The following is a 22,102-nucleotide window of genomic DNA, read 5'->3' on the forward strand; positions in this document are numbered from 1 at the left end:
TTAACCGGTTTTATGAAGCCCTTGCAGAAGTGCAAGGGCTTTTATCGTTGAATTCAAAATACAAAAGATGTACAATACGAGCTGAAACATCCGGAATGAAACGAGGAAACCGCATGCATTATGTGAGCAGACTGAAAAATCCGGCAGCCCAGTATGCCGTGATTGCTGCAGCCGCAGTTCTGATGGCCGTGAACTACTATGTTTTCATTCTCCCGAATCAGTTCGCCCCATCCGGCCTTGGCGGCATCAACACCATGATCCAGTATGTATTCCATTTCAGCGTCGGTTATATGACACTGATCCTGAATATTCCGCTGGCAATCATCTGCTGGTACCGGATTGACCGGTCCTTTGTTTTGAAAACCCTGGTGAGCGTTGCGGTTTTTTCCGGTGTACTCCTGCTGATGCAGGAGGGAATTATCCCGGCTGAACGTTTCATCTATCATACGGAGGATGGAAAAAGCACGCTGCTGGCTCCGGTGGCTGCCGGCACCGTAAACGGAATCATTGAGGCTTTTTCCCTTCAATGCGGCGGGAGCACCGGCGGTATGGATTATATATCCGCGCTGATCCATAAGCGGAAGCCAGCCTATTCCATGACCCATATCACCTTTACAATCAATATTGTCATTGCCGCTGTTTCCTATATCGTATATGATTTCCGGATTGAACCGGTCATCCTGTGCATCATTTACGCCCTGATCACCACACGGATGTGCGATTTTATCATGAAAGGCGGACATGAAGCCCTTCGGGTGGAAATGATTACATCCCATCCGGATGAAATCACGAAGCGGATAGTGAATGAGCTGCATCACAGCGCTACGATCATCCAGGCAGAGGGCGGATATACCCACCAGGGGAAAACCATGCTGGTAAGCGTAATCGGAAAGCACCAGATCACCGATATGACCCGGATCCTCAGTGAATACCCGGATACGTTCGCATGTGTATCCAGCGTAAGTGATACAGTCGGCAACTTCAACCGGAAATATCCATAAAAAGCACGGGGCAGGGAACTGCCCCGTGTTTCACATGATACAGATAATCAATTTATACAATTCCTGCATTTGCACGGAACTGAAGCTGATACAGGTCATAATACATGCCCTGCTTCGCCATCAGTTCTTCATGGGTACCCTGCTCAACAATTTTACCGTCACTGACCACGGCAATTTCATCCGCATTCTTGATGGTGGAAAGGCGATGGGCCACCACCAGTGTTGTACGGCCTTTGCAGAGTTCATCCAGGGCCTGCTGGATCAGGATCTCTGTGGTATTGTCCAGCGCGCTGGTTGCTTCATCCAGAATCAGGATCGGCGGATTCTTCAGGAAAACCCGGGCAATGGAAAGGCGCTGTTTCTGCCCGCCGGAGAGACGAACCCCCCGTTCGCCGATATTCGTATCATATCCGTTCGGAAGTGACATGATGTAATCGTGGATATTCGCGCGTTTCGCCGCCAGAATGATTTCTTCATCCGTTGCATCCAGCTTCCCATAGCGGATGTTTTCCTTCATGCTGTCATTGAACAGATAGATATCCTGCTGGACAATCCCGATATTCCGGCGTACGCTTTCCAGCGTCAGGGAATGGATTTCCTTTCCGTCCAGCAGGATTTTGCCGCTCATAACGTCATAAAAGTGCGGAATCAGGTGGCAGATGGTCGTTTTCCCGCCGCCGCTTGGCCCCACCAGTGCAAAGGTTTTTCCTTTTTCAATATCCAGGTCCACGTGGCGAAGGACATTCTTGTCTTCATCATAGGCATAGCTGACATCCCGGAACTCAATATGGCCTTCAAGGACGCCGGCATCAGCAGCATCCGGGCAGTCGGTTTCCGGTTTCTCATCCATCATTTCACAGAAACGCTCGAAACCGGTAATTCCGTTCTCAAACTGTTCCATGAAGTTGATCAGCGTCATTACCGGACCGATGAACATATTGACGGAAACAATGAAAGCAGAGTAGTCCCCGAAACGGATCTGGCCATTATACAGGAACAGGCCGCCGGCGATCAGCACTACAACATTGAACACATCGGTCACAAAAGTGTTGCCGCTGTGGAAACGGCCCATGGCACTGTAGGCCGCTTTGCGGGCAACCTGGAATTTCCCGTTTCCGACTTCGAACTTTTCCTTCTCTTTATCCGCGTTGGTAAAAGCCTTGGTAACCCGGATACCGGATATGGAGCTTTCCATGCTGGCGTTGATTTCCGCAATTGCTGTACGGGAATCCCGGAAAGCCTTCCGCATTTTTTTGCGCAGGCTGTAGGAAATAACCAGCAGGAAGGGAACACAGGCAAACACGATCAGGGTCAGCCAGATATTGATTGTGCTCAGGTACACAAAAGCAAATGAAATACTCAGGAACGAGATGATCAGGTTTTCCGGACCGTGATGGGCCAGTTCAACCACCTCAAAAAGGTCGTTTGTCATGCGGGTCATAATTTTTCCGGTTTCATGGTTATCAAAAAAGGAATAGGGAAGCGTTTCCAGATGCGCAAACAGGTCGGTCCGCATCCGGGCCTGCATGTATACGCCCATCATATGTCCCTGGTACTGGATAAAATAGTTGAGCATCATTTTGACAAAGTAGAGCAGAAGAAGCGCCAGGCCGAAGATTACAATCATCCTGTACTGACGTTCCGGGATCAGGGTATTCAGCATGGTCCGCGTTATAATCGGATATACCACACCGATGGCTGAAACAAGCAAAGCAGCCCCCATATCCATGGCAAACAGCTTCCTGTGCGGTTTGTAATAGGAGATGAAACGCCTGAGGAGCCCTCTGGTTTGTTTGACACTCCGTCTGGAATTCTCTTCGTGCTGTGACATTTTTCCATACTCAGCTTTCATTTGGTAATCTCCGTAAAACACGGAACAGAAAATCAATATTATGCTAAACCATGAAGCGGGCTCAAAGTCAATATATAATCATGAATTTTTTTAATTTTTCCTGTACGGAGAACACAGTTTACCATGGTCAAGAAATGTGATATCATTGCTCAGATGCCAGAAGGCATTGCAGGAGGCAATCAATGAGAATCCGAGATAATTTCCCGGTGCAGTTCCGAAAGACTGACAGCAGGCAGCACCGGGAAAAACAAAGATAATAAGCCATGCTGCCAGGAACTGCGCCTTTCCCGGACATCCGATCCAGAAAAAAGAAAGGAATGCAGAAATACATGAATGAACAGGAACTGATTAATCGCTGGAAACAGGAAGAAAGCGTCGCGCACATTCGCGGATGGGATTTCTCCCATATCCACGGAAGATACGAAGAGGGGGAAAACATCCCCTGGGATTATGACGCTATCGTCCGGTCTTTCCTGAAGCCGGATATGAAGCTGATGGACTACGATACCGGCGGCGGCGAATACCTGCTTTCACTGCGGCATCCGTATGAAAACACCGCGGCGACGGAAGGATATCCGCCAAACGTGGAACTGTGCCGGAAAAAGCTTATCCCGCTTGGAATCGATTTGCGGGAATGCGCTGACGCGGCACATATCCCGTTTGAAGACAGGAGCTTTGATATCGTAATCAACCGTCACGGAGATTTTGAACCGAAGGAGCTGAAGCGGATCCTGAAGCCCGGCGGAATGTTCATCATCCAGCAGGTGGGTGACAGGAACGACCGGGACCTGGTTGAAATGGTGCTTCCCGATACCGCGGTGCCGTTCGCAGGACGGAACCTGAAGGTGCAGGCGAAGGCCTTTGAAGACGCGGGATTTGAGATCCTGCATAAGGACGAAGCGTTCATGCCGATCCGGTTCTTTGACATTGGTGCGTTTGTGTGGTTTGCACGGATCATCGAATGGGAGTTTCCCGGGTTCTCCGTCGACCGGTGCGCGGAAAACCTGCTGAAGATGCAGGATAGGATCGAAACGGACGGCGTGATCGAGGGAACGACTCACCGGTACCTGATCGTTGCAAGAAAACCGATTAATTGAAAAAAACAGGCGGTTCCGGGAATGGAACCGCCTGAAACTTTCATGGAGCAGTTACAGCGTAGCTGCCATGACCGCTTTGATGGTATGCATGCGGTTTTCCGCTTCATCAAAGACAATGGACTGCGGGCTTTCGAAAACTTCGTCCGTTACTTCCATACAATCCAGACCGAACTTCTCAAAGATGTTCCTGCCGATTGTTGTATTCAGGTCATGGAAGGAAGGAAGACAGTGCATAAACACAGCATCCGGACGGGCTTTCCGCATCACATCTGCAGTCACCCGATAGGGGAGCAGGTCGTTGATCCGGGTCTCCCATACCTGGTCCGGTTCACCCATGGAAACCCAGACATCGGTATATATGACATGCGCGCCGGCAACTGCCTTGTCAATATCCTCTTCAAACTCGAGCACTGCACCGGTTTCAGCAGCGATTTTCCGGCATTCTTCGATCAACTTCGAATCCGGGAAATAGGCTGAAGGCGCGCAGGCAACAAAATGCATGCCCATTTTGGCACAGCCGACCATCAGGGAATTGCCCATGTTGTAACGGGCATCCCCCATATATACGAGTTTGATACCGGAAAGGGAGCCGAAATGTTCACGGATCGTGAGGAAATCGGCCAGGATCTGAGTGGGATGGAACTCATTGGTCAGGCCGTTCCAGACAGGGACACCGGAATACTTCGCCAGGCCATCCACGATTTCCTGACCGTAGCCGCGGTATTCAATGCCGTCATACATACGGCCGAGAACACGGGCCGTGTCGGCGATGCTTTCCTTTTTGCCGATCTGGCTGCCGGAAGGATCCAGATAGGTACAGTTCATCCCCAGGTCATAAGCAGCGACCTCAAACGCACAGCGGGTACGTGTACTTGTTTTTTCAAATATCAGGGCCACGTTCTTGCCGGGAAAAGCCGCATGCGGTATGCCGGCTTTTTTCTTCTGCTTCAGATCAGCGGCCAGATCCAGAAGACCGGTGATTTCTTCCGGAGAAAAATCAAGGAGTTTCAGGAAATCTTTTTTTGCCAGGTGAAACATGATATTCAGCTCCTTCATATCGGTACCCGATGATTCTATGACAAGTGAATGAATGAAGTCAAATTCTTTTTTTGTTCCCCTTTACAAGCACAAAAATATTGTGCTAAAATATCATTGGAACGAAAATCTTGTTCTGAACGGGGTGCGAAACAAATGAAGCAGGACGAAAGAAAGGATTATGCTTCCCGTAACATGGCCGGTGTTGCTTACGGGGAAATGATCCGGAACAGCCGCAGGAAGAAAGGTATGAGCCAGGAAGAGCTCGGAGCCCTGGCGCATGTCGGGAAGAACGCCGTCGGTGCCTGGGAGGCCGGAAGAAGCCGTCCGGATCTGAGCAGTGTTCCCGTGATCTGTGAAAACCTCGGGATATCGATCAACGACTTTTTCGGCATCCCGGAAGCAGCAGACCAGCAAAAGGGAAAACAGATTCCGGATGAAACGGTCCGCCTGTTTACAGACCGATACTCACAGCTGAATGAGTATCACCGGCAGGTGATCCTGCGGGAGATGGATGTACTGATTGACATGCAGGATAATAAACCCGTTTCCGCCCGCAAACTGGTGCAGATATACCGGAATGACCTGTCTGCATGTGCCGGTCCCAGCTGGGGAATCGGGGACGAATCCGGAGAACCGGTTTGGCTGTATGAGGACAGCGTAACATCCCGGGCTGACGAAATCATCCGAGTCAGCGGTGACAGTATGGAACCCCGTTATCATGACGGAGATCAGGTGCTGGTACAGCATACATCGAATATTCGCCCCGGTGAGATCGGCATTTTTGTTACCGGAGATATGGGATACATCAAGGAATTCCGGAAAGAAGGCCTCCGGAGCCTGAATCCGGAATACCCGCTGATGCGGTTTTCGGATATGGACGAAGTACGATGCATCGGGCGGGTCATCGGAACCATGCGGAAGGATATGTACGCGAGTATTGCGGATATTGAACACTTTACGACAGCAGGTATGAGAGGATGAAGAGAATGAACAGCCGTACACCCAGAAACAGACGCAGACGTTTACTGATCCTGCACTACATGATTTCATTTGCACGGGATGAAGGCAGACAGCCTTCCGTCCGGGAGATCGGAGAAGCTGCCGGGCTGATGAGTACTTCGACAACTGCCGGATACCTGAACAGGATGGTCAACGAAGGACTGCTCGAACGGAACGACAGTGCAAGAAGAAATTACTGCGTAACAGAAAACGGCGCCGCCATGATTATGGGACGCCGCGCAGGATAAACGGAACCGTTATCAGGCTTTCTGACGAAACTGATGCTGGCATTTGGCACAGGTGATTTCCTTTTCACCTGTGCCTCTTTTCATCCTCAGCAGAACTTTGCAATGCGGACAGCGGAAATATTTGTAATCCTTTTTGTTCTTCTGCCGCAGGACAAACTGGCGCGCTTTGGTTTTCGTATCGGAAGAAAGTGACAGATACTTCTGGTTTTCGGAAATCCGCTTTGAGCGGTTACGGGAAAAAAGCCGGAAAAGGGTGTAAACATATAGGCCCGTTCCGAGAAGACCGAGAAACGGTAAACCGATGAAGCCGGACAGAACGGAAAGAACAAGGCCGGCAATCAGCGTAAAAATGCCGAACTGATCGGGCCCGTAACGTCCTTCCATGAAACGGGCAATCCACATTTTCAGTTTATAAAGAAAATTCATACAACAACCTTCTTTCGATTTTGATCAGCACCAGAAAGCACGGCCGCAGCAGCAGTTAATGAGCATGTTTACCGCGAAGCATGTGATGCATGGATTCTGGCAAATGAGGGACTGAAAATCATATCCGCCGCCGGAACGTGTGCGCCGGTAGGCGCGGCTGCCGCTCTCTATTTCAGAGAGTAGCTGCTGGTATTCGGGATCGCCCGGTGACATCCGAACCGCAGCCCTGGCGTGATCCAGTGCGGAAATCCGGTTGCCAAGCGCGATTTCCGCACGGGCATAAAGCGCATGCCAGTCTGCATCATGGGAAGGAATTCGGTTGAGCAGCTGCTCTGCTTCGGAATAACGGCCGGAGCGAAGTACATGTGCAATCTCATCCAGATCCGGATTGGCATAGGATCTTGCCCGCGGGCCTGCAGAACCGGAACGTCCTCCGAAAAACGCAGAGAATGGATCGAAGCCATAGTCCCCAAATGGATTTCCGGAAGCCCCGCTCTGACCGGTATACGAATCCCGGTATTCAGTGCGGCTGCCATAGGAACCGGACTGGCTTCCGAAAGGATTGCCATAGGGACCCCACGATCCGCCGAAAGGATTGCCGGAAGAGCCGGAGGAACCGGAGCTGCCGTAGGGATTCCAGGTTCCGCCGTTCTTTTTGATCTGGAGTGCCTGTGTATACGCCTCATTGATTTCCTTCATTTTCTGTTCGGCAGCTTTGTCACCGGGATTCAGGTCCGGATGATACTTTTTGGCCAGCCTGCGGTATGCAGACTTGATTTCATCTTCCGTGGCAGATGAAGAGACACCCAGTACGGCAAAAGGGTCATTCATCAAGCAGGAACGCCTCCTTTCCGTACTTTTTTTCTATTTTGAGCACATAACGCTGCCAGATGCCGCTGTACAGGATATTCCGAAGCAGGTCCAGATCTTCTTCCAGCGGGAGGATTTCAAATGCTTCAGTGGCATCCGCAATCAGGAGTTCCAGTGTATTGCGGGCAAACTCATCATAATCTTCATGATCATGATACTGCTTCAGGGGATTGAACCTTCCGGCACGGATATCCTGATCATAATCTTCCCAGGCATCCATCCAGTAGACAAAACGCCCGAGTCCTTCACCAACGGCCCGGAGACCGGATGCCCACATATCATCCGGCTTCGGTACAAAACATGCGCCAAGCATTTCGCCGGAGAGATTGCATAGTGCATCGGGATCCGGTGAATCAGTACGCTCCAGTGCCCAAAGCCGGTCCAGTGCGTTTTTAACGCATTGAGCCTGATGCGGCCAGCGGAATTCAGCCTGTTTTGCCTTATTCCGGAAGACCTTCTCACCAGTCTGGCCGGCCAGTGGTCCGTCATCCAGCTGCTGATCCCTGCATTTCAGCCAGAAGAGCAGGACATTCATATCCGCTGCAAAATCAATCCAGTCCGATCGGAGAAAAGAATGCTTTCTGAAAGGATGGACTGCACACCGTGATGTGTTTTCAGAATCCGGAGGGCTGTACATCGAGCAGAGCAGGATCGCGAGGAAAGTCATATCATTGCTGAGCGACAGACGGCCTGCCTGCCCATAACGGGACAGGAGTGAATGACACAGGCCGCAGTAAAAACCGCGGTATCGCTTTTTCTGCAAATCCGTAAGGCGTCCCTGATCCGGGGCAATATAACCAAACATAATTCACCGCCTTACACTTCATACGCACCGTCGTCTCCGGCGCCGGAACTGCCGGAATCCTTCGGAGGACGGGATTCGGCCTGCCGGGTTTCACGGCGCTGCCGGTCCTCTTCGGCATAACGGTCGGCATCCCGGATTGCGCGGTCAATTTCTTCCCGGGACATGTTTCCGGAACCGGATATCGTGATATTCTGCGAACTGCCGGTGGCCAGATCCCGGGCAGATACATGGACAATTCCGTTTGTATCAATGGAGAAAGTCACTTCGATCTGCGGGATACCGCGGAGTGCCCGCCGGATCCCTTCCAGGCGGAAACGCCCGAGTGATTTGTTACCGGAAGCCATTTCCCGTTCCCCCTGCAGGACATTGATTTCCACGCTGGTCTGGAAATTGGCTGCGGTAGTGAATACCTGGGAATGCTGGCAGGGAAGCGGTGTGTTGCGGTCGATGATCTTCGCAAAAACATCTCCGAGGGTTTCAATTCCGAGGGAAAGGGGCGTAACATCAATCAGCACAATGGAATTGATCGTACCGGTCAGGACGCCGCCCTGCAGACAGGCACCCATTGCCACACATTCATCCGGGTTGATATCCCGGGAAGGTTCTTTACCGGTCAATGACCTTACAGCATCCTGGACAGCAGGAATCCGGGTGGAACCACCGACCAGCAAAACACGGCTCAGATCCGATGCCTTCAGTCCGGCATCATCCAGCGCCTGAATGACCGGACCTTTGACAGCAGATACCAGGTGGGAGGTCAGCTCATTGAAACGGGAACGGGTTACCGTTGTTTCCAGGTGAAGCGGACCGGAGGAATCCTGCGCAAGGAACGGAAGGCTGATTAATGCTTCCTGCGCGGAAGACAAATCGATCTTTGCCTTTTCTGCAGCTTCTGTCAGCCGCTGCATGGCCATTACATCCTTTGACAGGTCGATTTTATGCTCCCGGCGAAACAGATCCAGCAGATAACCGACGAGGCACTGGTCAAAATCATCACCGCCAAGATGGTTGTTTCCGGCCGTGGCCAGTACTTCGATGGTATCGCGGTTGATGTCCAGGATGCTGACATCAAATGTGCCGCCTCCCAAGTCAAACACCATGATTTTGCAGGGCTGACCTTTGTCAAAACCATAGGCAAGGGCGGCCGAGGTTGGTTCATTGATGATGCGCCGGACATTCAGGCCTGCAATCACACCCGCGTCACGCGTCGCCTGGCGCTGTGTATCGGAGAAATAGGCCGGAACCGTGATGACTGCATCGGAAACCGGTTCACCGATATATGCCTCCGCATCGGCTTTCAGCTTTCGGAGAATCATGGCGGATATTTCCTGCGGGGCATATGGTTTTCCGTCTACATGATAGCGCCTGTCCGATCCCATTTCCCGCTTGACAGATGAGAAAGTACGGGAAGCATTTGTCACGGCCTGGCGCTTGGCCGGCATACCGACCAGACGCTCACCGTTTCTGGAAAACGCGACCACCGACGGCGTCGTCCGGCCGCCTTCCGCATTGGGAATGATCACAGCCCGGCCGTTTTCCATAAAGCTGACACATGAATTGGTTGTGCCAAGGTCAATACCAATCAATACGGACATGGACTAACCGCCTTTCGACAAAAATACCCACGGATAATATACAGGCGGAAATTCACGGTTATGCGTGCACTGTGTGAAGAGAGAGTGAAAATTCATTGTCATTCCTCATAAAGAATGATAAAATAACCGCGAATACGACCAATCACACATCAAGTCCGTGGAAGGAGTGCTTTGTCATGGAAAGACCCAATGCCTGGAAAACATATAAAAAAACCGACCTGAAAAAGGTGGAGCAGACTGCATCCGAATACCGCCGTTTCCTGGACAACGGAAAGACGGAACGTGAATTTGCCCGGGAAGCCGTTGAAATGCTGGAAAAGGCCGGATACATATCCCTGAAAAGCGTTATTGAAGCCGGAAAAAAGCTGAAGCCCGGCGATAAGGTTTATGTGAACCAGATGGGGAAAGCCGTGCTGGTTTTCCTGATCGGCAAAAAGCCGCTGGAAACCGGCATGAACATTGTGGGTGCGCATATTGATTCGCCCCGCCTGGACCTGAAACAGAATCCCCTGTATGAAGACAATGATTTTGCCCTCGCCGATACACATTACTACGGCGGCGTGAAGAAATACCAGTGGGTGGCGCGTGAACTGGCCCTCCATGGAGTGGTCGCCAAAAAGGATGGTACGGTAACGGAAATCCGTATCGGTGAAAAGGAAGACGACCCGGTCGTCGGCATTACCGACCTGCTGATCCACCTGAGCCAGGAACAGATGAAGAAAACCCTGGGCGAAGCCATCAACGGTGAAAAACTGGATATCATGATCGGGGGAAAACCCCTTGCTGAAGCGGAAAAGGAACCGGTAAAAGCCGGACTCCTGAAAATCCTGAAGGATGAATATAACATTGAGGAAGAAGATTTCCTGAGCGCTGAGATTGAGGCAGTTCCGGCCGGAAAGGCCCGGGATTTCGGCCTGGACCGGAGTATGATTATGGGGTACGGCCATGACGACCGTGTCTGCGCGTTTGCCGAACTTGCTGCAATTCTGTCCATCAAGGGGATTCCGGAATGTACGTGCTGCGGGATGCTGGTGGACAAAGAAGAAATCGGCAGCGTCGGAGCTACCGGAATGCAGGCGAAATATTTCGAAAACGCGGTGGCTGAAATCCTGAACCTGAACGGTGAGACAAGCAGCATCGCCCTTCGCAGGACCCTTCAGAACAGCCGTATGCTGAGCTGCGATGTGAGCGCAGGATATGATCCGCTTTACGGCGATGCATTTGAAAAGAAAAACGCCGCTTTCCTGGGACGCGGCGTATGCTACAACAAATATACCGGATCACGCGGAAAGGGCGGATCCAACGACGCAAACGCTGAGTTTATCGCAAAACTCCGGAAGATCATGGATGACAACAAGGTTTGTTTCCAGACTGCAGAGCTGGGACGGGTAGACCTCGGCGGCGGCGGAACCATTGCCTATATCTGCGCACTGTACGGAATGGAAGTAATTGACAGCGGTGTTGCAGTACTGAATATGCATGCACCGATGGAAATCATCTCCAAGGCAGATCTTTATGAAGCAGTGAAAGCTTACAGGGCTTTCATGCTCAATGCCTGATCAGATCAGTCTGTAAATTCATCCAGCGCCCTGACCGCTGCGTTCATCGCAGACGGCAGGGCTATTTTTCTGATGTCCGGAACAGGGATCCAATGATATCCATGCGGTGCAGGGGAATCCGCTTCGGACAAAAGGGAAACGAGGCTCATATCCCATATCTGATGGGTAAATACATGACGGGATTTACCGCAGGAACAAGGGGTCCCGGTTGGAAGTCCAAGGTACTTGTATGCCGCGTCCACTGCGCCTTCAGGCGTCAGGCAGCCTTCGATCATCGGAAAACACCAGAGTCCCTGCAGCAGTTTTTCTGTTCTCAGGCGCAGAAGTACGCGGTTCCCGGAACGAATGATCAGAACAGTCCACGGAATCACTTTCTGCGGGCGGGATTTCGGAAGTACCGGCAGATCAGCGGGATTTCCGGCTGAATGTGATTTGCAGAAGGAAGAGAGCGGACAGCGGTCACAATCCGGAGTGCCTGGCACACAGATACCGGAACCAAGGTCCATTAATGCCTGGTTATGATCTCCGGGCCGTTCCGGAGGGACAAGATCTGCCGCAATGGACTCGATTTTACGACGTACAGGCGGCCTGGAGGCATCTTCATTAATATTGTACAGACGGGATATGACCCGGATCACATTTCCGTCCACTGCCGGAACCGGAATATCAAAAGCGATGGAAGCTATTGCGCCGGCCATATAAGGACCAATTCCACTGATTTCACGAAGCTTTTGCGGATCCTGCGGCAGGTTTCCGTTAAAATCACGCATCACCTGTCGGGCTCCCGCGAGAAGGTTCCGGGCACGGGAATAATAACCCAGACCTTCCCAATACTTCAGGACATCCGGCTCATCTGCTTCAGCAAGGGATCTGAGAGTCGGAAAACGGGAAAGGAAACGGCTGTAATAGGGAAGAGCTGTTTCCACACGCGTCTGCTGAAGCATTGCTTCACTGACCCAGGTCCGGTATGAATCGTGAATACCGCGCCAGGGAAGGACACGGGCATTTCGGTCATACCAGGACAACAGAGCTGAAGAGACAGGATGCATCGATTTCACAGCCTTTCAGTGATTCACAAATTCAGGGGCGGATTGATTCCCCGGTATTGTAGCATAACCGTTTCAGCAGACAAATCATCAAAAACCGGATAAAACGAGCGAAAACAGAAAAAAAACGAAGGAAAAGAGAGAAAACAGCGCAAAAACGTGATGGTACGGGGTTGCCTTTTTTCCATAAAAGCATTATATTACATCGTGTTGTTAGCACTCAATCCTTTTGAGTGTTAAACCGAAAGAAGAGAGTATGACAGGAGGAAGAGATTCATGACCGTGAAGCCTTTGGGTGACCGCGTTGTCATCAAAAATTGTGAAGCTGAGGAGACTACGAAATCCGGGCTGATCCTGACGAGCGCTGCCCAGGAAAAACCGCAGATGGCGATTGTGATCGCTGTCGGTCCCGGGGGAAATGTGGATGGAAAGGAAATCACCATGCAGGTAACAGCCGGCCAGAAGGTGATCTATTCCAAGTATGCCGGTACCGAAGTCAAAGTGGATGGTGAGGAACTGAAGATTGTCCGCCAGAGCGATATCCTGGCTGTTGTGGAATAATCCGCTGAAAGAGTATAAAGGAGACTGATTGTTATGGCAAAGAAAATTCTGTTTGGCGAAGAAGCCCGCCGCAGCCTGGAAAAAGGCGTGAACGCGCTGGCTGATACTGTAAAGATTACCCTTGGACCGAAGGGCCGTAATGTAGTCCTGGACAAGAAGTACGGCGCTCCACTGATTACCAATGACGGTGTAACCATCGCCAAGGAAATTGAACTGGAAGACCCATTTGAAAACATGGGCGCCCAGCTCGTAAAGGAAGTTTCCACCAAGACCAATGACGTTGCCGGCGACGGCACCACCACTGCGACACTGCTTGCACAGGCAATCATCCGTGAAGGACTGCGCAACCTGGCCGCCGGCGCCAACCCGATGGTCCTGAAAAAGGGTATTGAAGCCGCTACCGAAGCAGCCGTGAACGGACTGCGTGAACAGAGCCAGCCCATTAACGGGAAACAGGCGATTGCCCAGGTTGCTTCCAACTCTGCTGCCGACGAAACCATCGGACAGCTGATTTCCGACGCGATGGAAATTGTCGGTTCTGACGGCGTAATCTCCGTGGAGGAGAGCAAAACCATGACCACCGGCATGACGACCGTGGAAGGCATGCAGTTTGACCGTGGATATTCCTCTGCCTATATGGTTACCGATACCGAAAAGATGGAAGCAGTCCTGGATGATCCGCTGATCCTGATTACAGACAAGAAGATCAGTGCGATCCAGGAAGTTCTGCCCGTACTGGAACAGGTTGTACAGACCGGCAAGAAGCTGCTTATTATTGCGGAAGATGTGGAAGGTGAAGCCCTCAGCACCCTGGTTGTCAACAAGCTGCGCGGAACGTTTACCTGCGTTTCCGTCAAGGCGCCCGGATTCGGTGACCGCCGCAAGGAAATGCTGCAGGATATTGCCATCCTGACCGGCGGCACCGTGATTTCTTCCGAGACCGGTATGGAACTCAAGGAAGCCACTGTGGATATGCTCGGTAAGGCCCGCCAGGTGAAGGTCAACAAGGAAAATACCACCATTATCGACGGCGCCGGTGACAAGGCTGCTATCCAGGCACGCGTTGCCCAGATCAAGGCCCAGATTGCCGAAACCAAGAGCGATTATGACAAGGAAAAGCTTCAGGAACGCCTGGCCAAGCTGGCCGGCGGTGTAGCCGTGATCCAGGTTGGCGCTGCCACTGAAGTCGAGATGAAAGAACGCAAGATGCGGATTGAGGACGCCCTGAGCGCTACCCGTGCCGCGGCAGAAGAAGGGATCGTACCCGGCGGCGGTATTGCCCTGCTGAATGTAATCCCGAAGGTCGCTGCGCTGATGGACAATTTCGCCGGAGACGCGAAGACCGGTGTCCAGATTATCCTGCGTGCACTGGAAGAACCGATCCGCCAGATTGCGCTGAATGCCGGTATTGACGGAAGCGTGATCGTGGACCATATCAAGAATGCCAAGAAGCCCGGATACGGCTATGACGCCCTGAAGGGTGAATATGTGGATATGGTGGAACGCGGAATCATCGATCCGACCAAGGTAACCCGCAGCGCGCTGCAGAACGCAGCATCCATCGCTGCGATGGTCCTGACTACCGAATCCCTGGTAGCGGATATTCCCGAACCCGAACCCGCGGCTCCTGCAGCCGGCGGAATGGGCGGCATGTACTGATTCAGGAACACTTCCGGACAGGCGGCAGAATGCCGCCTGTCTTTTTTGCTTTCCGATATGTTCTTTTGCGGTTCATTTGCTTGAGAAAAGGACTGAGCTGTGCTAAACTGCGGAACAAAGAACTCCTGATGAAAGGAATGAACAGAATTGCCGATCAAGATCCCGAATGAGCTGCCGGCTTACCGGACACTGACGGATGAAAATATATTCGTAATGACGGAAACCCGGGCAAGGACCCAGGATATCCGTCCGCTGCAGATTGCCATTGTCAATCTGATGCCTACAAAGATCGATACGGAAACCCAGCTTCTGCGGCTGCTGGGAAACACCGCACTTCAGGTGGAGACCGAACTGATTAAAATGGACACGCATGTTCCAAAAAATACCGCTCCGGAACACCTGACCGCTTTTTACAAGAGCTTCAGCGAAATCCGGGACCGGAATTTTGACGGAATGATTATCACCGGCGCGCCTGTGGAACACCTGCCTTTTGAAGAAGTTGAATACTGGGAAGAATTGTGTGAAATCATGGAATGGAGCAAGGAACATGTGCATTCCACATTCCATATCTGCTGGGGCGCACAGGCAGCACTGTACTACCATTTCGGAATCAAAAAATACCCGCTGGAGAAAAAACTGTTCGGTATTTTTCCCCATCGGGCTGAACGGAAAAATTATATCCTCCTGCGCGGTTTTGACGATGTGTTTATGGCCCCGCACAGCCGGCATACGACCGTGCGGAGGGAAGACATTGAAGCATGCGGATCACTGAAAATACTGGCATCCTCAGAAGAGGCCGGTGTATACGCATGCTGCACAGACAACGGCAGGCAGGTATTTATTACCGGGCACAGCGAATATGATCCGCTGACGCTGGAAAAGGAATACCTGCGGGACAAAAACGCGGGACTGCCGATTGAAATCCCGAAGAATTATTATCCGAATGATGATGATACAAAAGAGCCGATGGTGACATGGCGCAGCCACGCAAACCTGCTGTATGCAAACTGGCTGAACTATATGGTATACCAGACCACACCGTATGATATCAAAACGATTACCCGGTAAAGAATCAGAGCGCTGAAAAGCGGAACACCCTGCTTGAGAAATCCCCGTTCAGGCGGACAGTCAGGCCGGCGTTCATCAGGGCGGAACCATGATAAATGGTTCCGTCCTCTTCATTTTTGTAACATAGCGAAGGATTCAGCCCGGACAAACGCAGGCGAAGGGGGGAAGAATTCGGTGAAGAAAGCGACCGGTAGGTACAGAGCAGGACATCCCGCTGATCCTCAGAAACGAAAGACCAGGCAGTATACGTTCCGTCAAACGGCGAGAGCAGCCGCCAGAATGTCCCGGTTCGCGTGAGATCACGAATTTCCTTAACCCTGCTGACAAGTGCAGACGCTTCAGCCAGGTCTTCAGGAGACAGCTTTGAAAGATCCAGTTCAAAACCAAAGTTCCCGCCCATGGCAACCTCTCCGCGGGTGCGCATGGGGCTTATACGCCCGGTCTGATGGTTCGGAACGGCGCTGACATGCGCACCCATGGAAGAAGCCGGATAGACAAAGGACGTTCCATACTGGATTTTAAGCCGTTCAACAGCATCCGTATCATCGCTGGTCCACGTTTGCGGCATGTAGTACAGCATGCCGGGATCAAATCGGCCGCCGCCGCCGGAACAGGATTCAAAAAGGATATCCGGGAATGAAGACGTGATTTTCTCCAGTACGCGGTACAGTCCGAGCATATAACGGTATTGTGTTTCAGGACGGCGGTCTGACGGAAGCGCTTCAGAGAATGCTTCTGTCATATTGCGGTTCATATCCCATTTGACATAATCAATCCTGGCGGAAGCCAGAACAGAAGAAACCGATGAAATGATATAATCCTGTACTTCAGTCCGGGAAAGATCAAGAATCAGCTGATTCCGTGCTTCGGTCCGCTGGCGGCCCGGTACATGCAGACACCAGTCAGGATGCGCACGGTAGAGCCTGCTGTCCGGTGAAACCATCTCGGGTTCAAACCAAAGTCCGAACTGAAGTCCCATGGCATGAATCCGGTCAGAAAGTCCTGAAAGGCCGGAAGGAAGCTTGCGGCGGTTGACTGTCCAGTCCCCCAGGGAACAGTTGTCTGAATTTCGCCGGCCAAACCAGCCGTCATCGAGTACAAACAGTTCGATTCCGATTTCCTTTGCTTTTTCAGCAATGGCAAGGAGACGTTTTTCTGTAAAACTGAAATATGTTCCTTCCCAGTTGTTGATCAGAACAGGCCGGCTGCGGTCACGCCAGTGGCCGCGAACAAGCCGGGTACGGTAAAGGGAATGAAATGCCTGAGACATTCCGTTCAGACCACGGTCTGAAAAAACAAGGATCGCTTCCGGTGACTGAAAGGATTCACCGGGTTCGAGCTTCCAGGAAAATACTTCCGGATTCAGACCGATGCTGAGGCGGGGACGGTCGCCGTTGTCCGTTTTGCATAACGCCTGGAAGCTTCCGCTGTATACCAGGTTCATCGCCCAGACCCGGCCGGAAAATTCATCCGTGTTTTTCCCGCATATGGCAATAAAAGGATTTTCTTCATGCCCGGAAGCTCCCCGGGCGGAAGAAATCCGATGTTCCGCTTCGCCGGCAGCCGTTCTGACCACCGAACGTTCGCGTGCCCAGGCGCCTTTGAGGTGAATCAGGTCCGGGGAGGATTCCCAGATCAGCACGGAAGCGGACAAAACCGACGTCAAGGTAAGGGACTGAGTGCCGGAATTCCGGATACAAAGGCTCCGGGCAATAATACCGGATCGGTTATATACCGAATACAAAGCATCTACCTGCAGGCCGGTCCAGTCGTCCGACAGTTCCACAATCAGCGTATCCGCTTCAGAGGGTGATTCCACATAAGCGGCGGGAAGACCGGGAAGAGGCGGCTTGCCGGGTTCCAGCCTGAAGGAAACCACGCGCAGATCTGTAACGTCATCCCCGTGCTCGTTGCGGACCCCCACTGCCGGTGTACCATACCAACCGTTACCGCAGCATGGGATATCCAGCGGGATCCGGGAAAGCCCCATATCAAAGCTGGCGCCTCCAAAATAATCAGATGGAGAGTAAGAAAGGGCTCCATCCTCAATCCGGGCGCCCCAGTGAAGATTTACGAGACGTCTGTCATCATCAATATGAAGCACATAAGACGTATTTCCGCCGCTGAGGTAAATCGTTTTCTGATCTGATGAAACGGAAATGGACATATGTGGTTCCCTCCGAAAAAAGACTAGGGTAAATTCTGAAAGGATTATAACGAAAAGAAGGTGTGAAATCAACCGCCGGGATACATGATTTTCCTTGTCAGGACAAGGATAAAACGATATAATAAAAGATGGTATTCTATGCCGTGGAAGGAGGGTGTAAAGGTGTTCTGTCAGGTGATTGTGGACATCGTTCATGAGAACGTGGCAAAGCCTTTTACCTATCAGATTCCGGACGGTATGGAACTTATGGCTGGCCAGCGGGTAGCGGTTCCCTTCGGGCACATGGAAAAGGAAGGGATTGTTACAGCCCTGACCACGGACACGGATGTCAGTCCGGCAAAGCTTCGCAGCGTAATCCGGCCGCTGGAGGAATATGCGGCCATTCCACCGGAACTGATCGAGCTTGCAGAAGACATGGCCCTGAAAAGCCACTGCCCGCTGGCTGAAACGCTTCGGTTGATGATCCCCGCACAAATGCGCGGAGGACGGGTACACATCAAAACCGAGAAAACCGTTTGTCTGTGTGTGAGCAGGGAAGATGCGGAAACAGCCGCTGCTGCATGTACACGCAGCCTGAAAAGGAATGCAATTCTCAATCTCCTGAAGGACGGTCAACCAAGAACGGTCCACGAGATATCGGAACATGTCAGGGATCCCCGGGATGCACTGAAAAAGCTGGAAGCAGACGGACTGGTGAAAATAACCGATGCTGAAAAGCTGCGTATGCCCGGCGGAAGTGTTCCGGAAGTTTCCGATCCCGGATACACCCTGACAGAAGGACAGCAGGAAGCCCTGGATGAAATCATTCCGGCACTCGGAAAGGGAAAGGGAATGTTCCTGCTTCACGGAGTGACGGGAAGCGGAAAGACGGAGGTTTTTATGGCTGCTGTCCGAAATGCCCTGTCATCCGGGAAAAGCGCAATTATCCTTGTTCCGGAAATTGCACTGACGCCCCAGATGGTTTCCTGGTTCAGGGGACGTTTCGGCCCGGTGGCTGCGGTGATCCATTCCCGGCTAAGCGCAGGAGAACGATATGACGAGTGGCGCAGGATCCGGAGAGGAGAAGCAATGGTTGTGATCGGCGCACGAAGCGCAGTTTTTTCCCCGGTGAAAAACCTCGGAATGATCGTGATCGATGAAGAGCATGAAAGCACATACCTGAACGACCGGCATCCCCGGTATGATACCCGCGAGGTTGCTGCAAACCGGTGTGAAAGAGAGGGTGCCGTCCTGATCCTGGCAAGTGCCACCCCGAGCATTCTGAGTTTTGCAAAGGCTCGGCGCGGCGATTACATGCTGCTGGAAATGCCGGACCGTGTCAATGAACGCCCGCTTCCGGATGTTGAAATTGCCGATATGCGCAGTGAACTGGAAGGCGGAAACCGATCCGTGCTGAGTGGAGTGCTGAAAAAGGCCCTGAAGGAATGCTGCTCGCGCGGGGAACAGGCGATCCTGCTGATGAACCGGCGCGGATACAATTCATTCGTATCCTGCCGGAGCTGCGGATATGTGGTAAAATGCCCGAACTGCGATATCAGCATGACCTACCATATCGGCAGCCGGGACGGACTCCTCCGATGCCATTACTGTGGTTATACTATGGTTCCGCCATCGGAATGCCCCAGCTGCGGAGGACATTATATCCGGTATTTCGGTGCTGGGACGCAGAAAGTGGAGGAAGAAGTCCGTAAAATCCTGCCCGGAATACCGACGGCGCGGATGGATTATGACACCACATCCGGCAAGGACGGACATGGGAAAATCCTGGAGGAATTCCGAAGCGGACGGGCAAGGATCCTGATCGGCACCCAGATGATTGCAAAGGGGCTGGATTTTCCACAGGTTACCCTCGTCGGCGTAATCGCGGCAGATCTTGCACTGAACCTTCCTGACTACCGGAGCCGCGAACGTGCATTCCAGCTTTTTACCCAGGTTGCCGGACGAGCCGGAAGGGGCAGCATTCCCGGACGGGTGATTATCCAGACCTACAAACCGGATGATCCGGTGATCGGGTTTGCCGCACGACAGGATTACCGTGCATTCTTTGAAAGCGAGTTCAGGAGACGCCGGAACGGACTGTATCCGCCGTTTACCAATCTCGCAAGGCTGCTGATTGAAAGCCCGGATGAAGAAAATGCAGACCGGAAGGCACGGGAAGCAGAAACCTGTGTTAAAAAGCTGCTGGAAACCCATCCGGAATGGCACCGCAAGATCCTGAGCGTTGTGAATGAACCGCCGAGCGTCCAGCTGCTGCGCGGGAAATACCGCCGCCAGGTTTTGATGAAAACGCTGGTGAGCCGGGAAACCGATGATTTTTTCAGCGCACTCAGCGAGCTGACCGAGTCACCGACGGATGGGGCGGATATTTATCTTGAAGTGAATCCGACCACCATGATCTGAAAGAAGAAACCGAACCGAAACTGAGAAAGGACAGAAACAGGATATGGCAACCAGGAAAATCGTAACCATCGGGGATGACACGCTGCGGAAGATATGCCGGAAACAGGAAAAGTTTGACCTTCGGCTTTCCATTCTGCTGAAGGATATGGCAGATACCATGTACAAGGCGGAAGGTGTCGGGCTGGCCGGACCTCAGGTCGGCATTCTGCGGCGGATTGCCGTGGTGGATGTCACCGAGGATCACAGCGGGCTGCTTGAACTTGTGAATCCGGAAATCATTGAGGCAGACGGATGCCAGACCGGCCGTGAGGGATGCCTGAGCGTACCGGGACGGCAGGGGGTGGTCACCCGGCCGATGCGGGTCAAGGTCCGTTTCCAGAACCGGAAAGGGCAATGGAACGAATATGAAACCGAGGGATTTGAAGCGCGGGCAATCTGCCATGAGCTGGATCACCTGGACGGAAAACTGTATATTGATATGATGGACCGTGAACTGACGCAGGAAGAAATTGAAGGACATATCCCGGAGGATGACAATCAGTGAGAATTGTATTTATGGGGACTCCGGAATTTTCGGTTCCATGCCTGGAAGCGCTGATTGCCCGGAAAGGCTGTGAAGTGGCAGGTGTGTTTACACAGCCGGATCGGCCGAAAGGACGGGGAAACAAGATGACCGCCAGCCCGGTCAAGGAGACTGCCCTGAAAGCCGGAATTCCGGTATTCCAGCCGGAAAGAATCCGAAAAACGGGTGTTGAGGACCTGCGCGCACTGAAACCTGACCTGTGTGTCACGGCTGCATTCGGACAGATCCTGAGCAGGGAAATCCTCGAAATACCGACGATGGGCAATATCAACGTCCACGCATCACTGCTTCCAAAGCACCGCGGTTCAGCACCGATCGCATACGCGATTATGGACGGAGATGAAACAGCCGGTGTTACGACCATGATGATGGATGAAGGTATTGATACCGGGGATATGCTCCTGAAGGCCGAAACAAAAATCCTGCCGGCAGAAACGTGTGGCGAGCTGACCCAAAGGCTGAGCCGGATCGGTGCCGAACTGCTGACAAAAACGCTGGATGCACTGGAAGCCGGAACCCTGGAACGAATCCCGCAGAACGAAGCAGAAATGACCTATGATCCCATGCTGAACAAGGCAATGGGAACCGTGGACTTCCACCTGGATTCCAGAAGGATCCAGGGCCTTGTGAACGGCCTGAACCCATGGCCCTGCGTATCCGTTCCTCTGGATGGGAACCGGCTGAAACTCCTGCGGGCAGAAGCTGCTGAAGGAACCGGAAAAGCAGGCACCGTCCTGAAGGCTGACCCGAAATCCGGCCTGATCATTGCATGCGGAAAGGGCGCTGTACGGATTCTGGAGGTACAGGCACCGGGCGGAAAACGAATGCGGGCAGAAGATTTCCTGCGCGGACACGGAATCGAAGAAGGAACCTGTTTTTCGGAATGACTTTATAAAAAGGAAAAGTTATGACAGAGAAAAGAACGCAACAGGGCAAAGATGCTAAACAGAACGGGGCGCGGAATGAGAGGACTGCGGTAAATCATGCCGCCCGTACCCCAAAGACGGATTTTAAAACCCAATCCAAAGAAAGCGGAACCCGATACGGCCGGAAGCCGCACGGAGAGGGAAAACCCGGTTTTGGCAGCAGGTCCTCCGGAAACAGGCCCGGATTCGGAAACCAGTCCCG

Annotated in this window: 18 protein-coding genes; 11 read left to right on the forward strand and 7 right to left on the reverse strand. The window is 52.3% G+C overall.

Going from position 1 to position 22,102, the window contains the following annotated elements; all coding sequences use genetic code 11:
* The first annotated feature begins 122 nt into the window (after positions 1 to 122).
* Positions 123 to 1,001: a YitT family protein gene (locus JNO48_14255; GenBank protein QTE68324.1), complete on the forward strand. Its 879-nt coding sequence runs from the start codon at positions 123 to 125 to the stop codon at positions 999 to 1,001.
* A 52-nt stretch (positions 1,002 to 1,053) separates the two neighbouring features.
* Here the strand turns inward: JNO48_14255 and JNO48_14260 are convergent, their stop codons facing one another.
* Positions 1,054 to 2,832: an ABC transporter ATP-binding protein gene (locus JNO48_14260; protein QTE69781.1), complete on the reverse strand. Its 1,779-nt coding sequence runs from the start codon at positions 2,830 to 2,832 to the stop codon at positions 1,054 to 1,056.
* A 350-nt stretch (positions 2,833 to 3,182) separates the two neighbouring features.
* Here JNO48_14260 and JNO48_14265 point away from each other — a divergent pair, with 350 nt between their 5' ends.
* Entirely contained in the window at positions 3,183 to 3,950 is a 768-nt protein-coding gene (locus JNO48_14265) for a methyltransferase domain-containing protein (GenBank protein QTE68325.1), read from the forward strand.
* Positions 3,951 to 4,001: 51 nt separating this feature from the next.
* Here JNO48_14265 and argF read toward each other — a convergent pair whose 3' ends face one another.
* Positions 4,002 to 4,988: an ornithine carbamoyltransferase gene (argF, locus tag JNO48_14270; GenBank protein QTE68326.1), complete on the reverse strand. Its 987-nt coding sequence runs from the start codon at positions 4,986 to 4,988 to the stop codon at positions 4,002 to 4,004.
* 153 nt (positions 4,989 to 5,141) lie between these two features.
* Between argF and JNO48_14275 the strand changes: the two genes are divergently transcribed.
* Together JNO48_14275 and JNO48_14280 are read left to right on the forward strand one after the other, a co-directional pair.
* On the forward strand, positions 5,142 to 5,969 hold the full coding sequence (locus JNO48_14275; protein ID QTE68327.1) for a helix-turn-helix transcriptional regulator: 828 nt from the start codon (positions 5,142 to 5,144) through the stop codon (positions 5,967 to 5,969).
* A 5-nt stretch (positions 5,970 to 5,974) separates the two neighbouring features.
* The gene (locus tag JNO48_14280) at positions 5,975 to 6,235 is read left to right on the forward strand and encodes a helix-turn-helix domain-containing protein (protein QTE68328.1); all 261 of its coding nucleotides are present in this window, start codon (positions 5,975 to 5,977) and stop codon (positions 6,233 to 6,235) included.
* Between the two features lie 450 nt (positions 6,236 to 6,685).
* Here JNO48_14280 and JNO48_14285 read toward each other — a convergent pair whose 3' ends face one another.
* The 3 genes from JNO48_14285 to dnaK form a co-directional block, all read right to left on the reverse strand.
* Entirely contained in the window at positions 6,686 to 7,492 is an 807-nt protein-coding gene (locus tag JNO48_14285; protein QTE69782.1) for a DnaJ domain-containing protein, read from the reverse strand.
* Entirely contained in the window at positions 7,485 to 8,066 is a 582-nt protein-coding gene (locus JNO48_14290; protein ID QTE68329.1) for a hypothetical protein, read from the reverse strand. Before JNO48_14290 ends, JNO48_14285 begins: the two co-directional genes overlap by 8 nt.
* A gap of 281 nt (positions 8,067 to 8,347) precedes the next feature.
* The gene (dnaK, locus tag JNO48_14295) at positions 8,348 to 9,931 is read right to left on the reverse strand and encodes a molecular chaperone DnaK (GenBank protein QTE68330.1); all 1,584 of its coding nucleotides are present in this window, start codon (positions 9,929 to 9,931) and stop codon (positions 8,348 to 8,350) included.
* A gap of 176 nt (positions 9,932 to 10,107) precedes the next feature.
* On the opposite strand from dnaK, the gene JNO48_14300 reads away from it, so the two are divergent.
* Positions 10,108 to 11,490, forward strand: a complete 1,383-nt coding sequence (locus JNO48_14300) for an aminopeptidase (protein QTE68331.1) — start codon at positions 10,108 to 10,110, stop codon at positions 11,488 to 11,490.
* Positions 11,491 to 11,495: 5 nt separating this feature from the next.
* Here the strand turns inward: JNO48_14300 and mutY are convergent, their stop codons facing one another.
* Positions 11,496 to 12,539 (reverse strand): A/G-specific adenine glycosylase, encoded by a 1,044-nt coding sequence (gene mutY, locus JNO48_14305; protein ID QTE68332.1) that lies wholly within the window; start codon positions 12,537 to 12,539, stop codon positions 11,496 to 11,498.
* 273 nt (positions 12,540 to 12,812) lie between these two features.
* Between mutY and JNO48_14310 the strand changes: the two genes are divergently transcribed.
* The 3 genes from JNO48_14310 (at position 12,813) to metA (ending at position 15,824) form a co-directional block, all read left to right on the forward strand.
* Positions 12,813 to 13,097, forward strand: coding sequence for a co-chaperone GroES (locus tag JNO48_14310; GenBank protein ID QTE68333.1), 285 nt, complete (start codon positions 12,813 to 12,815; stop codon positions 13,095 to 13,097).
* Between the two features lie 33 nt (positions 13,098 to 13,130).
* Positions 13,131 to 14,756, forward strand: a complete 1,626-nt coding sequence (gene groL / locus JNO48_14315) for a chaperonin GroEL (protein QTE68334.1) — start codon at positions 13,131 to 13,133, stop codon at positions 14,754 to 14,756.
* 147 nt (positions 14,757 to 14,903) lie between these two features.
* A complete protein-coding gene (metA, locus tag JNO48_14320; protein ID QTE68335.1) occupies positions 14,904 to 15,824 on the forward strand; it encodes a homoserine O-succinyltransferase in 921 nt (306 codons plus the stop codon).
* A gap of 4 nt (positions 15,825 to 15,828) precedes the next feature.
* Here metA and JNO48_14325 read toward each other — a convergent pair whose 3' ends face one another.
* Positions 15,829 to 17,991 (reverse strand): alpha-galactosidase, encoded by a 2,163-nt coding sequence (locus tag JNO48_14325; GenBank protein ID QTE68336.1) that lies wholly within the window; start codon positions 17,989 to 17,991, stop codon positions 15,829 to 15,831.
* 162 nt (positions 17,992 to 18,153) lie between these two features.
* On the opposite strand from JNO48_14325, the gene priA reads away from it, so the two are divergent.
* Genes priA through fmt form a run of 3 tightly spaced genes read left to right on the forward strand, consistent with a single transcriptional unit; the run spans position 18,154 to position 21,861 of the window.
* A complete protein-coding gene (priA, locus tag JNO48_14330) occupies positions 18,154 to 20,391 on the forward strand; it encodes a primosomal protein N' (GenBank protein QTE68337.1) in 2,238 nt (745 codons plus the stop codon).
* 43 nt (positions 20,392 to 20,434) lie between these two features.
* Positions 20,435 to 20,935 (forward strand): peptide deformylase, encoded by a 501-nt coding sequence (gene def, locus JNO48_14335; protein ID QTE68338.1) that lies wholly within the window; start codon positions 20,435 to 20,437, stop codon positions 20,933 to 20,935.
* Positions 20,932 to 21,861, forward strand: a complete 930-nt coding sequence (fmt, locus tag JNO48_14340) for a methionyl-tRNA formyltransferase (protein ID QTE68339.1) — start codon at positions 20,932 to 20,934, stop codon at positions 21,859 to 21,861. Before def ends, fmt begins: the two co-directional genes overlap by 4 nt.
* The last annotated feature ends 241 nt before the right edge of the window (positions 21,862 to 22,102 follow it).

The organism is Clostridiales bacterium (assembly GCA_017569285.1).
GTDB lineage: Bacteria > Bacillota > Clostridia > Christensenellales > Aristaeellaceae > Aristaeella.